10 protein-coding genes are annotated in these 13,343 nt (G+C 61.1%); 2 read left to right on the top strand and 8 right to left on the bottom strand.

The features are described from left to right. Positions 1-66: 66 nt before the first annotated feature. The 3 genes from B0D71_RS04925 to B0D71_RS04905 all read right to left on the bottom strand — a co-directional run bounded on the left by B0D71_RS04925 (position 67) and on the right by B0D71_RS04905 (position 3,569). Entirely contained in the window at positions 67-396 is a 330-nt protein-coding gene (locus B0D71_RS04925) for a hypothetical protein (RefSeq protein ID WP_103393738.1), read from the bottom strand. Positions 397-919: 523 nt separating this feature from the next. Continuing rightward, the gene (locus B0D71_RS04915) at positions 920-1,423 is read right to left on the bottom strand and encodes a GNAT family N-acetyltransferase (RefSeq protein WP_103393737.1); all 504 of its coding nucleotides are present in this window, start codon (positions 1,421-1,423) and stop codon (positions 920-922) included. A gap of 193 nt (positions 1,424-1,616) precedes the next feature. Then, positions 1,617-3,569 carry a DNA topoisomerase III gene (locus B0D71_RS04905; protein ID WP_240635667.1) on the bottom strand — a complete coding sequence of 651 codons (1,953 nt, stop codon included), beginning with the start codon at positions 3,567-3,569 and terminating at the stop codon, positions 1,617-1,619. Positions 3,570-3,850: 281 nt separating this feature from the next. On the opposite strand from B0D71_RS04905, the gene B0D71_RS04900 reads away from it, so the two are divergent. Continuing rightward, on the top strand, positions 3,851-4,219 hold the full coding sequence (locus B0D71_RS04900; RefSeq protein WP_103393734.1) for a DUF427 domain-containing protein: 369 nt from the start codon (positions 3,851-3,853) through the stop codon (positions 4,217-4,219). Positions 4,220-4,268: 49 nt separating this feature from the next. On the opposite strand, the gene B0D71_RS04895 is transcribed toward B0D71_RS04900, so the two are convergent. Further along, complete coding sequence (locus tag B0D71_RS04895) at positions 4,269-5,891, bottom strand: MFS transporter (RefSeq protein WP_103393733.1); 1,623 nt, start codon at positions 5,889-5,891, stop codon at positions 4,269-4,271. A 215-nt stretch (positions 5,892-6,106) separates the two neighbouring features. Then, complete coding sequence (locus tag B0D71_RS04885; protein ID WP_103393731.1) at positions 6,107-7,753, bottom strand: GMC family oxidoreductase; 1,647 nt, start codon at positions 7,751-7,753, stop codon at positions 6,107-6,109. A 132-nt stretch (positions 7,754-7,885) separates the two neighbouring features. On the opposite strand from B0D71_RS04885, the gene B0D71_RS04880 reads away from it, so the two are divergent. Next, positions 7,886-8,782 carry a LysR family transcriptional regulator gene (locus B0D71_RS04880; RefSeq protein ID WP_103393730.1) on the top strand — a complete coding sequence of 299 codons (897 nt, stop codon included), beginning with the start codon at positions 7,886-7,888 and terminating at the stop codon, positions 8,780-8,782. Positions 8,783-8,864: 82 nt separating this feature from the next. Here B0D71_RS04880 and B0D71_RS04875 read toward each other — a convergent pair whose 3' ends face one another. From B0D71_RS04875 to B0D71_RS04865, 3 genes are all read right to left on the bottom strand, one after another. Further along, the gene (locus B0D71_RS04875) at positions 8,865-9,959 is read right to left on the bottom strand and encodes a DNA alkylation repair protein (RefSeq protein WP_103393729.1); all 1,095 of its coding nucleotides are present in this window, start codon (positions 9,957-9,959) and stop codon (positions 8,865-8,867) included. A 130-nt stretch (positions 9,960-10,089) separates the two neighbouring features. Next, complete coding sequence (locus B0D71_RS04870; RefSeq protein WP_103393728.1) at positions 10,090-11,898, bottom strand: monovalent cation:proton antiporter-2 (CPA2) family protein; 1,809 nt, start codon at positions 11,896-11,898, stop codon at positions 10,090-10,092. A 215-nt stretch (positions 11,899-12,113) separates the two neighbouring features. Continuing rightward, positions 12,114-13,187: a sensor domain-containing diguanylate cyclase gene (locus tag B0D71_RS04865; protein WP_103393727.1), complete on the bottom strand. Its 1,074-nt coding sequence runs from the start codon at positions 13,185-13,187 to the stop codon at positions 12,114-12,116. Positions 13,188-13,343 lie beyond the last annotated feature (156 nt).

Raw genomic sequence — 13,343 nt, 5'->3', positions numbered from 1 at the left:
GGAATGCGTGAAGAACCAAAAAAAACCTGCTCCTTATTGGGAGCAGGCTTTGTTTATCAATAATAATTAGTAGAGCCGGTCAATCACCCGAACTTCGTTCTGATCCTGCATCGAGGCCCAGGCCTGTTTCAGGGTTTGCAGAACGTTACCGATGAAGTCCTTGTCGGCTGCGGCTTTCTTGCCAACATAGCCCTGGCCGCGACGGTACATCTTCAGTCGGGCCAGCAGGTTCTGGTTGTTCTGGTCGAACTCTGCTTCATGGGCATGCGGCGACAGGCAGTCGATATGAACCTGGCCACACTTGCTGATCCAGAGAATATGGTTGTCGTGGCTGTCTTTTTTTGCAGCGAACATACGAGCCAGTTCATCGATAGTTGGTTGATTGTTCAGATTCATCATAAAGCCCCTTGACCAATTGGTGATCTTTCAAAGTTGATTCGCTAATACAGGTAGCCCATCGGTTAGTTGATCCCTGGCACCGAAACCAGGACGTCAGCGTTCGGCCGCCTTATCGGGCGGGGTCCTGCGTCTGTTGCATGTAGTCGTGTTGAATAACTGCTACGCAATAGCGTCACAACGAAGAGAAGCGGCGAAAACCTTAAGGCCACTGCCGACGTTTTCAGGGTCGGCCACAAGCTTCATGAGGATTGCTCGCCAAGACTTCTCGCCCTTGTACTGGACGTTCAGGCCAGGTCAGCTTCTTCAATCTGCCTTGTGGGCAGCGTGTATCCGGGAAAAACAGCTCGGCGGTCAGACGAGCTTGCTCAAACGTGTTGCCTGTACTCCCGATCGGGGAGACGTCTGCATCATGCAAGGGCAAATCGGAGGCGTCAACGGTTTTGTAGTGAATATTTTCAGTCACTACATATTGTCGGACAAAGCTGTTGGGAATTAGGGCGTGGAGTCGAGGACGTGTCGGTCAGGACGAGAAAGACGGACACTCAAAGCGGTAAAACGTGCAGGGATGACGGTCAACCATCTGCTGGTGCAAGGTGAGCCCGCCAATGTCGAGCCCCGGCATCACGGCGGCCCAGAACAGTCGTGCCGGCTGGTTCGCGTCGATATGGAAAATCTGCCATTGACCGGGGAACCGGCTCAAGAGGGTGGATACGACAAATCGCGCGACACCCTGGCCACGAAAGCGTCGGCTGACAAACAGATAGCCGATGTTGTAGTCGGCACCGGGTAGGTGTGTCCGGTTATCCACCGTCACGAAGCCGGCCAGTTCTGCGTCGACCTTGATCAGGAAGGGGCGGGTGGCCGGGTGTCGCCAGTAGTCGGGCATGGGCAGGATGTTGAACAAACCGTATTCGCCCAGTTTCAGCGGCAACCATTCGCTGAAATCGTAGGTGTAGAACTGCATCAGGTTCTCGATGGTATCCAGCTCATCGCGTTGCGCGGCGTGCAGTTCAATCGAAGACATAAGGGTTGGCTCCAGATACGCCGGGACGGGGACACCATTCATTATGGTTGGCGACAAGTAATCTGTGGCGAGGGGGCTTGCCCCCGTTGGGCTGCGAAGCGGCCCCTGATTCCTTCAGGCATACCGAGCTGTCAGGATTTACGGCTGCTTCGCGACCGAACGGGGGCAAGCCCCCTCGCCACAAGGTTCGGTGTCAGGTTTGAGCGTTGCTTGCCGGTTTTGCCTTGCGCCGGGTGCCGCTCGCTGGTTTGCGCGCAGTACCTTTGCGCTTTTTCTTCCAGGGGGCTGCGGCGCTGCCGGTGGGCGGCGGACCGCTGATGGACAGGCTCAGCCCGGCACAGCGACTGACCTGCTTGCTCATCCACGCCGCCTGTTTGGTGACGAACTCTTCCAGGCTCATTTCCCCGCTTTGCACCATGTCCAGGGCCTGCTCCCAGATCGCCGTGGTGCCCGGATCGGCGATGGCCCGTGGCACGGCATCGATCAGGCTGAATGCAGCCGGTGTAGCGGCCAGGGCCTTGCCGTTCTTGACCAGATAACCACGGTCGAGCAGGCCCTGGATGATCGATGCGCGGGTCGCTTCGGTGCCGATGCCCGTGGTGTCCTTGAGCTTTTGCTTGAGCAGCGGGTCTTCCACCAGTTTGGCGACGTTCTTCATGGCCTTGATCAGATCGCCTTCGGTGAACGGTTTCGGCGGTTGCGTCCAAAGGTCCTTGAGTTGCACGCCCGCCACTGCGCATTCGATGCCCTCGACCAGGTTGGGCAGTGTCTGCGGTGCGGGAGCTTCGCGCCCCTTGGCCGGAGCAAGTGCCTCGGGCAGGGCGCGTTTCCAGCCCGGTTCGATGATCTGCTTGCCGACAGCGCGCAGGGCTTGGCCGGCGCAATCGAAATCGGCCTGGGTGCGATCGTATTCGTGATTGGGCAGGAACTGCGCCAGATATCGGGCGCGGATCAGGGTATAAACCGCGCGCTGTTTGCCCGCCAGCTTGTCGAGATTCTTCGCCGCGGCGGTGGGGATGATGCCGTGGTGAGCACTGACCTTGGCATCGTTCCAGGCCCGTGAGCGGCGTTGCGGCTCCAGGTGGTCGTGCAAGACGTTCAACGCCGGATCGGCCTGGCGCAACGCCGCCAGAATGGCCGGCGCCTCGCTATGCTGGCTGAGGGGCAAATAGCCGCAATCGCTGCGCGGATAAGTGATGACCTTGTAGGTTTCGTACAGCGCCTGGGCAATGTCGAGGGTTTCCTGGGCGCCGAGGCCGAGTTTCTTCGAGCAGACCTCCTGCAGGGTGCCCAGATCGAACGGCAGCGGGGCCACTTCGCGCATCCGTTCGGTACGTAGCTTGATCACCCGTGCACTGGTCGCGCCGCGCATGGCCTCAGCTGCTTGTTGTGCCAGCGCCTGATTCAGGCAGCGGTCCTGATCGTCACAAACCTCGGATGCCGCGCGCCACTGCGCGGTGAACGCGGTGCCGTTGTGCAGCAGTTGCACATCGATAGCCCAATAGGGAACGGGTACAAAGTCGGCAATGCTGCGATCGCGATCCACCACCAGGCGCAAGGTCGGCGTTTGCACCCGGCCCACCGGTAACACGCCTTGATAGCCAGACTGGCGCCCCAGCAAGGTGAACAGCCGACTCATGTTCATGCCGATCAGCCAGTCCGCCCGGGAGCGACCCAGGGCCGAGTGATAGAGGCTGAAGGTTTCGTTGCCCGGTTTGAGTGCCGCGAGGGCCTTGCGGATTGACGCATCGTCCAGCGCCGACAACCACAACCGGCGGATCGGCCCGCGGTATCGGCAATGCTCCACCAGTTCCCGGGCGATCATCTCGCCCTCGCGGTCGGCGTCCGTGGCGATGATCAGTTCGGACGCTTCACCGAGCAGGCGCTTGACCGCCTTGTACTGGCTGGCAGTGCGCGGCTTGACGGTCATTTTCCATTTTTCCGGAATGATCGGCAGGTCGGCCAGCACCCAGCGCTTGTAGCGTGCGTCGTACGCATCCGGTGGCGCGGTTTCCAGCAGGTGGCCGATGCACCAGGTCACCGTGACGTCTGTTCCCAGCCAGCAGCCATCGCCCCGGCGCCTGGCGCCGAGTACTGTCGCAATGTCTTTGGCCTGGGAAGGTTTTTCACAAAGGTACAGCCGCATAACCACCATCGTCGATCAATGTGCCAGAGCTGCACAGAATGGCGGTTGATGGGCGATGGGGCAATCTTTATCTGTATGGATGTACAGTTTTGTGTGTCGTGCCGAGGGCATACTCCGGCTTGGCTCCGTTCGGCTGCGAAGCAATCACGAGGGCGAAACTTGGGTTATACCTGATGAATCGTGGTCTCAGGTTTTGGGGCTGCTGCGCAGCCCATCGCGGGCAAGCCACCCCACATCATCATCGATTTGCAGGTCCATCACCGTCATGAGGAACGTTTTCCATGAAAAGCTCCGGTCCTAGTCCTGTCATCACTATCGCCGAGCAGCCTGGCTGCCTGCTGGTGAAATTTCACGGTATTCAAGTGGCCGCCTCGGCGCGGGCCCTGATATTGCTGGAGGCCAATTACCCACCGGTGTACTACGTGCCGCGAGAGGATATCGACGAAAAATATTATGCACGCACCGACCACACTAGTTATTGCCCCTACAAGGGCGATGCCAGTTATTTCAGTTTGCAGGTGCCGGGGCATGAAAGCGCCAACGCAGTGTGGAGTTATGAGGACCCCAAGGTGTCGGTGGAGCAAATCCGCGGGTATTTGGCGTTCTATCCGGATCAGGTGAAGTTCGAACTGCTTGATGCCGAGGTTTGATGTTGATCGCCGCGACGAGGGACCCACTCCCTCGTCGCGAGCAATGGCTTCAGTTCTTGTCGAGGTCTACGTTGCGCGTCTCACGCAGACATATCATCCCCACCACCAGGCTCACCCCAGTGATCACCACCGGATACCACAGCCCGTAGAAGATGTCCCCGGTGTACACCACCAAGGCAAATGACACCGTCGGCAGGAAGCCGCCGAACCAGCCATTGCCGATGTGGTAGGGCAGGGACATCGAGGTGTAGCGGATGCGGGTCGGGAACAGTTCGACCATCAACGCCGCCAGCGGGCCGTAGCACATCGCGGAGATGATGATCAGTGCGACGATCAGCGCGACGATCATCGGTTTGTTGATCTGCTGCATGTCCGCCTGTTGCGGGTAACCGGCGAGGGTCACCGCGCCGCGCAAGGCGGCTTCGTCGAAACCATCGATCTTCACGTCACCGACACTCACCTGTACGCCGCTGCCGGCCGGGGCCGCTGCGCTCTGGTACGGCAGGCCCTGCTTGACCAGGAAGGTCTTGACCTTGTCGCATGGGCTGTCAAATTTCGCCTTGCCCACCGGGTCGAACTGGAAGGTGCAGGTGGCCGGGTCGGCCATCACGGTGATCGGTGCCTGGCGGCTGGCCTGGTCGATGGCCGGGTTGGCGTAGTGGGCCAGGGTCTTGAAGATCGGGAAGTACAGCGCGGTGGCCAGCAGCAGGCCAAGCATCAACACAGGTTTGCGCCCAACCTTGTCCGACAACCATCCGAAGAAAATGAAGAACGGGGCGCCAATGGTCACGCTGACAATCAGCAAACCGTTGGCCACCGCCGGGTCCATTTTCAGGAACTGGGTGAGGAAAAACAGCACGTAGAATTGCGCGGCGTAGAAGGTCACCGCTTGCCCGGCATTGATGCTGAACAGGGCGATCAGCACCACCTTGAGGTTTTCCCATTTGCCGAAAGAGTCGCGAATCGGCTGTTTGCACAGCTTGCCTTCTTCTTTCATTTTCACGAAAGCCGGCGACTCGTGCAGGCTCAGGCGAATCCAGGTCGAGATGCCCAGCAGCACGATGGAAAACAGGAACGGAATGCGCCAGCCCCAGACTTCGAACTGGTCGCCGGTGAAGTAGCGGCAACCCAGCACCACCAGCAGCGACAGCAGCAGGCCCAGGGTCGCAGTGGATTGAATCCAGCTGGTGTGGAAGCCGCGCTTGCCCATGGGCGCGTGCTCGGCGACGTAGGTTGCGGCGCCGCCGTATTCACCGCCCAGGGCCAGGCCCTGGAGCATGCGCAGCACCACCAGGATGATCGGCGCGGCGATGCCGATGCTGGCGTAGGTCGGCAGCAGCCCGACGCAGAACGTCGCCAGGCCCATGAGGACGATGGTGGCGAGGAAGGTGTACTTGCGCCCGATCATGTCCCCCAACCGCCCGAACACCAGCGCGCCGAAAGGCCGGACGATGAAGCCGGCGGCGAAGGCCATCAGCGCGAAGATGAACGCCGTGGTGTCGTTGACCCCGGCGAAAAACTGCTTGCTGATCACCGCCGCGAGGGCGCCATAGAGGAAAAAGTCATACCACTCGAAGACTGTCCCGAGGGACGAGGCGAAGATGACTTTCTGGGTTTCCTGGCTGGTGCCCGCGCTGCGCACGGCTTCCAGGGTTTGAACGTTTTCTGACATACCGGTATCCCTCACAGTGATTGTTTTTGTTGTTCCACTGTCGGCGCCGGCCTTGTGGGCTGGTGCCGCTTCTGTCGATGTATCGGGTGTACGCGTTACCAGTAGGAGCGAGCTCGCTGGCGATGAACCCGAGAGCGCGCGTGGGTGTCAGGTTTGCAGCGTTATCGTTGACGACCATCGCGAGCGAGCTCGCTCCTACAGTGTCCGTGTGTAGCTCATGGGAGTGTGACCAGCTCCTTTGGTTCGGTGTGACTCCAGGTGACGGGGTTGAGAATCATCTGCGCCGCCTTCTCGGCAATCATCAGCGTCGGCGAGCAGGTGTTGCCCGAGGTGATGCGCGGCATGATCGAGGCATCGGCAATGCGCAGGCCGGGGATGCCGTGGACCTTGAGTTGCGCATCGACCACGGCGTCGGCGTCGTTGCCCATGCGGCAGGTGCCCACCGGATGGAAAATCGTCGTGCCGATCCGTGCGGCGGCTTCGTGCAGTTGTTCCTCGCTTTGCAGGCTGTCGCCGGGCAGGTATTCCACCGGATTGAAGGCGCGCAGGGCCGGGGCGGCCACGATGCGCCGGGTCAGGCGAATGGCGTCGGCGGCGACTCGCAGGTCTTCGGGGTGGCTGAGGTAGTTGGGCTGGATCAGCGGTGCTTCTTGCGGGTCAGCCGAGCGGATATCCACCCGGCCACGGCTGTGCGGACGCAAATCACAGACCGATGCGGTGAACGCCGGGAACGCATGCAGCGGTTCGCCAAAGCGCTCCAGTGACAGCGGCTGTACGTGATATTCGAGATTGGCGCAGGTCTGTTCCGGCCCCGAGCGGGCAAAGGCGCCCAACTGGCTCGGCGCCATGGACAGCGGGCCGCTGCGGTCATACAGATAACGCAGGCCCATGCCCATCTTGCCCCACAGGCTGCCAGCAATCTGGTTCAGGGTGCGGGCATTTTCCAGCTTGTAGATCAGCCGCAATTGCAGGTGATCCTGCAGGTTGCCACCCACACCGGGCAGCTCATGGGCGACGCCGATGCCCAATCGCTCCAGCAACGGACGCGGGCCGATGCCGGAACGTTGCAGGATGCCCGGCGAACCCACTGAGCCTGCGCAGAGGATGATTTCCTTGCGCGCCTTGAAGGATTTCGCCTGGCCTTGCCAGCGGGCGCTGACCGCTGAGGCGCGACCATTGTCCAGCAACACGCGGTCGACTTCGACACCGGTCAGCACGGTGAGATTGGCACGCTGGCGAATCGGTTTGAGAAACGCCTTGGCCGCGTTCCAGCGGATGCCGGCCTTCTGATTGACCTGGAAGTAGCCGCAACCTTCGTTGTCGCCCTGGTTGAAGTCATCGATGCTGGCGATGCCGCTTTGTTCGGCGGCACTGCGAAAGGCGTCGAGAATCGGCCATGACAGGCGCTGGCGTTCGACCCGCCATTCGCCCGCGGCGCCGTGAAATTCGGCGGCACCGGCAAAGTGGTTTTCACTCTGTTTAAACAGCGGCAACACATCCTGCCAGCTCCAGCCAGGGTTGCCGTCGGCGGCCCAGCGGTCGTAGTCAGCGGCCTGGCCGCGCATGTAGATCATGCCGTTGATGGAGGAGCAGCCGCCCAGCACCTTGCCGCGCGGATAGCTCAGGGCGCGACCTTGCAGGCCGGGTTGTGCTTGTGTCTTGAAGCACCAGTCGGTGCGCGGGTTGCCGATGCAGAACAGGTAACCCACGGGGATGTGAATCCACGCATAGTTGTCGCGGCCACCGGCTTCGAGCAGCAACACGCGATGTTGCGGGTTGGCCGACAGTCGATTGGCCAGCAGACACCCGGCCGGTCCGGCCCCGACCACGATGTAATCGTATTCATCTAGGGAAGCCTGCATCCCTGACCTCATTTTGTTGTTCTTGTTGTCTGTCATCCTAGTTGTTAGCTTTCGTCAAAAGAATGTTAGTTTTTGCGCAGCCGCTGTGCGTTTTTAAACAGCATCCCGTACAGCAACGAACAAGGACGATTCATGTTCGACTGGAATGACCTGCGGTTTTTTCTCGAGTTGCAGCGCAGCGGGCGTTTGCTCACGGCTGCCCGCCGCCTGAACACCACCCATGCCACCGTGGCGCGGCACATCGAGGCCATCGAAAAGAGCCTTGGAACGGCGTTGTTCGTTCAGCATGCCCAGGGATACGAGATGACTCCGGCCGGCGAGGCGCTGCTTAAACACGCCGAGGCGATGGAGAACGTGGCGCTGCTGGCCCAGGAGGAAATCACCCAGTCCACCGCGCCGCTGGGCAAGATCCGCGTCGGGGTGACCGAAGGCCTGGGCATCATGTTCCTCGCCAGCCGCATGAACGGCTTGTTCGAACGTTATCCGGGGCTGGAAGTGGAACTGGTGGCGGTGCCGCGTTTTGTCAGCATCCTCAACCGCGAGGCGGAAATCAGCATCCACCTGGAGCGCCCGGCCGCCGACATGCTGGTCACCCGCAAACTCACCGACTATCGCCTGGCGCTGTACGCCAGCCAGGACTACCTTGACCGTTCGCCGCCGTTGCGCAGTCGCGAGGACCTGGGGCGCCACGCCTGGATCGGTTACGTCGATGACCTGCTGTTCAGCCAGGAACTGATGTTCCTCAACAGCTTCTGCCGCAACCCGCAGGTGGTGTTTCACAGCACCAGCGTGATCGCCCAGCAACAGGCGGCGCGCTCAGGCCTGGGGATTGCCGTGCTGCCGTGCTACATGGCCAGCGCCGACCCGGCCCTGGTGCCGCTGCTGCCGGACGAAAGCATCCAGCGCAGCTACTGGATCAGCACCCGCCGCGAGCTGCACAAGTCGGTGCGGCTGCGGGTGTTGTGGGATTACGTGGTGGAGTTGTGTGAGCGGGAGCAAGAGCTGCTGCTGGGCCGCAATCGCCTGTAGGAGCCGGCTTGCCGGCGATGCGGTGGTGAATGTGTGGCCGCCATCGCTGGCAAGCCAGCTCCTACAGGGGATAGCGGCGTGATCAGACTATATCGAACTGTGTACTGGCCAGCCGTTCGCCATTGACCATGATATGCACCGCATGGCGCCCCGCGTAATGCTTGCGGGTGGTGAGCTCCTTGATCTGCTGCCCACGGCTGACGACTTCGAAAGCGTTGCCGGGCAGTGTCAGTGCCTTGAGCTTGAACACCTTCGCCGAGGTGCTGCCATTGGCCTTGACGTAATCGATGGCGTAGTCGATCACCAGGCGCTGGCTGCTTTCAACGGTGGATTTGACGGTAAATGACAGGGTGATTTTTTCTCCCAGGCCAATCACCGGCGGTTCGACTTTCACATCAACGACCTCGACTTCAGGCTTGCCGCCTGCGCCGATAATCGCCAGTGCCCGCTGGTTGCCCTGTTTGATCAGGCTGCGCAGGGCGTGTCTGGCAATCCATGCGCTGTGCCTGTTGTCCAGCGACCAGCCTTCGATCAGGTCCAGCACCCAGTCGGGGTGATCCTTGGTGATGTCGTTGAGGTGGTTGGCCACGGATTTGCGCACGTACAGGCTGGTGTCGGCCTTGAGGTTGTCGAGGATTTTCGCGGCGAGTGTCGGATCGGCCTGAACGGTCTCCAGCCGGAATGACCAGGGCAGGCGTGGTCGGCAGCCTTCACTGGCCAGGCGCCGAACGTGCTCGTTGTCATCCAGCGACCAGTCGTGCATCAGTTTGAGCGAACGCTCGAGGTCGCTGCGCAGAAAATGGCGGATCGCGAACTCCGAGGAGCCGAAGGTGGTGAAGTACTTCAGCGCGTCCATCGACGAGTCGAACGCATGGGTGCCGTAGCTGGCGACGTAGTGCGGCAGGCACATGCTGACGAAACCGCTGTTCAGGCGCGGGGCGAGGGCGCACAGCACTTCCAGCGACGCCTCGTAGTCCAGCGGCAGCACCGCGTGCAGGCACTCGCTGACCCGGGCCATGCGCTGCATGACGCTGAGGTCCGCCAGGCCGGTTTGGGCCAGCGCCAGGAAGCGTTTGGCCTCGAATGACGGATAGACCACGGTCATTTCAGTGGCGATGTGCTGGAGGCGCTCGGCGTTGAAGATTTCCTTGAGGGCGGGGGCAGGTTGGTCAGCCATTGTGCTTCCTTTGAAATGATTGTTTATCCAATGCACCGCGTCATCGTTCATCGCGGGCAAGCCCGCTCCCACAGGATTGCGGTGAATTTGTAGGAGCCGGCTTGCCGGCGATGGGGCCCTCAAATTCACCTCAATTTTTGCTCGCTTGCTCCTGCAGTTGATCCGACTCAAACAACCTGGCCAATTCGACCCGCGCTTCCTGCGCCGTCTGCATTACTTTCACCGCGTCGTCATACACCGCGTGCTGGGCCTCGAGCACCTCTTCGTCGTGTTGCTTGAAGCGCTTGATCCGAGCATCCGCCTGGGCCTGGGTCAATCCCAGCCCGATCAGGGTTTGCCGGCTCATTTCCAGGCTCGAATAAAAGGTCTCGCGCACGGCGTGGGCGCCAACGTCCATCAGTCGATGCACATGTTGGCGGTTGCGGGCACGGGCGATGATCTTCATGTGCGGATAGAGCTTGCGCACCAGCTCGGCGGTCTTGATGTTGGTGTCCGGGTCGTCGGTGGCGATCACGAAATACTCGGCTTCCCCGACCTTGGCCGCGTTGAGGATTTCCGGGCGCATCGGGTCGCCGTAGAACACCGGCACGCCACCAAAACTGCGGGACAGTTCGATGGTTTCCACCGAGGTGTCGAGGGCCACGAACTTGATGTTCTGCGCGCGCAGAATCCGCGCAACGATCTGGCCCATGCGGCCCATGCCGGCGATCACCACCCGTGGCGCGTCGGTATCGATTTCGCGGAACTTCTCCGGCACTTCAACCGGTTGCACTTTCGGGCTGTCCAAGCGTGCGCAAACCAGCAGCAACGCCGGCGTCACGGCCATGGACAGGGTGATGGTCAGCACCAGCAGGTCATGCAGTTCTGCCGCGAACAGCCCGTGATCGCGACCGATCTTGAACACCACGAAGGCAAATTCACCGCCGGCCGCCAGCACGATACCCAGGCGGATCGCGCTGACCGTCTTCAAGCCGCCGGCCAGGCGACCGACAATAAACAGCATCGGCAGTTTGATTGCGATCAGCAGCAGAGTCAGGCCCAGCACCGCGAACGGCGTGCTCAGCAGCAGGCTCAGGTTCGCGCCCATGCCGACGCTGATGAAAAACAGCCCCAGCAACAGACCTTTGAACGGTTCGATCTGGGCTTCCAGTTCGTGGCGATACTCGGAGTCCGCCAGCAGCAGGCCGGCGAGGAAGGCGCCCAGGGCCATGGAAATACCGGCCAGCTCCATCAACCATGCGGTGCCGATCACTACCAGCAACGCCGTGGCGGTGGAGACCTCCGGCAACGCGGCTTTGGTCACCACGCGAAACACCGGTCGCAGCAGATAACGTCCGCCGATCACCACCACCGCGATGCTGAACAACACCTGCAAGACGTGGTTCAGGTCTTCACTGGCGGTGGTGCTGTGATCGCCACCGGCCAGCAACGGCACCATGGCGATCAACGGGATCGCGGCGATGTCCTGAAACAACAGGATCGCGAACGCCAGCCGCCCGTGGGGGCTGGTCAGTTCCTTGCGTTCAGCCAGGCTTTGCAGGCCGAATGCCGTGGACGACAGCGCCAGGCCCAGGCCCAGAACGACCGCGGTGTTCAGCGGCTGGCCAAAGCCCCACAACGCCACCACGCCAATCACCGTGCCAGTGAGCAACACTTGCGCCAGACCCACGCCGAACACGGATTTGCGCATCACCCACAGGCGGCGCGGCGACAGTTCCAGGCCGATGATGAACAGCAGCAACACCACGCCGAGTTCGGAAATGTTCGCGACGCTTTGCGGGTTGTCGATCAGGCCCAGCACCGATGGGCCGATGATCACTCCGGCGAACAGGTAGCCCAGCACCGCCCCCAGTTGCAGGCGCTTGGCCAGTGGAACGATGAGCACGGCCGCCAGCAGAAATACGACAGCGGCTTGTAGCAGGTTGCCTTCATGGGGCATGGATGAAACTCCAGAACTTGGCGCGGCGGGGGCGCCAAGGATAAAGGCTGGGCTCACCGAAGATCTACCGTGGGTTGTCAGTTAGATCTTTACAGTTGGGCCGCCGCCTTCGCGGGCTCGCTCCCACAATGTTTCTGGTCGTATGCAAACTTCGTGTACGGAAAAAATCACTGTGGGCGCGAGCCTGTTCGCGATGGGCACTCTCTGACGAAGTGCTACTGGCCATGCGCCCGCACCCCGCTCTCGGTGCCCAAGCGATACTGATTGTTCCCGCTGCGCTTGGCCTCATACATCGCCAGGTCGGCAATGTGCAGCAGGCGGTCGATGCTCGGTGCGTGATCGGGGAACACCGCGACGCCCAGGCTGGTGCCGATATGGCGCTGGTCGTTGCCGATGGTGACGGGCGGGGAGAGCTCGACGAAGATTTTCTGGCAGATGGTGCGCGCTTCGTCCTGCAGGCTTTTGCCTTGGGGCAAGTCCTGGAGGATGACCACGAATTCGTCGCCACCGATCCGGGCGACGGTGTCGGTGCCGCGCAGAATGCGCTTGAGCCGTGTGGCGGTAGTGACCAGCACGCGGTCGCCGGCCGCATGACCATAGCGGTCATTGATGGCCTTGAAGCCATTGAGATCGACAAACACCAGCGCCACCCGCGTGGCACTGGCGCGCGCCAGCTCCAGCGCTTCGGACAGACGCTCTTCGAGCACCAGGCGATTTGGCAGGCCGGTCAGCGGGTCGAAATGGGCCAGGTGCTTGAGGTAGCTGGCCGAGGCCTTTTCTTCGGTGATGTCGCGTACCACGCCCATCATCTTGATCGTTTCGTCATGGTCGTTCTTGACCACGTTGCCGGTTTCGCGCAGCCAGCGGATCGTGCCGTCGGGCCAGACCACGCGGTATTCCTCATCATGGTTTTCGCCGGTTTCCAGGCAACGCAATTCGCCGGCGCGAACCTTGAGCCGGTCGTCCGGATGCACGCAGGAGCAGAACAGGGCATAAGAGGGGGTAACTTCGCCGATCTTGAAGCCGAACATGCCGAAAATGGCATCTGACCAGTACAACCGGTCGGTGTCGACATCCCAATCCCACGTGCCGATGCGAGCGAAATACTGGCTGCGCTTGAAGCGCTCGGCATCGCCATCCTGGTGGATGTTCCGGCCTTCGGACAGGTTGTTCAGGATCTCGCGGTAGTGCGCCAGTTGCTTTTGCAGCGAGCGTTCGCGCCAGATCAACACGACGATCAGGGTGAGCGCTATTGAACCTAGGATGACGCTGGTCCAGAGCATGATCATTCAGGGATGGCCATCAGGGCGTTGAACCGTACGGGTAATAGTTGATGATTTTAGTTCAGCAAACAGCTTTAAACGCCGCGCGTGGAGACGTCAATGGTTGCCAATCGCGGGAAAATCTGGGAAAACGGCGCCCATCAGGCCCTTGAGGGCGAGTGA

The organism is Pseudomonas laurylsulfativorans, assembly GCF_002906155.1.
GTDB classification, from domain to species: domain Bacteria; phylum Pseudomonadota; class Gammaproteobacteria; order Pseudomonadales; family Pseudomonadaceae; genus Aquipseudomonas; species Aquipseudomonas laurylsulfativorans.
Note: the sequence above shows the minus strand (reverse complement) of the source record. Positions and strands in the feature narration are given on the sequence as shown.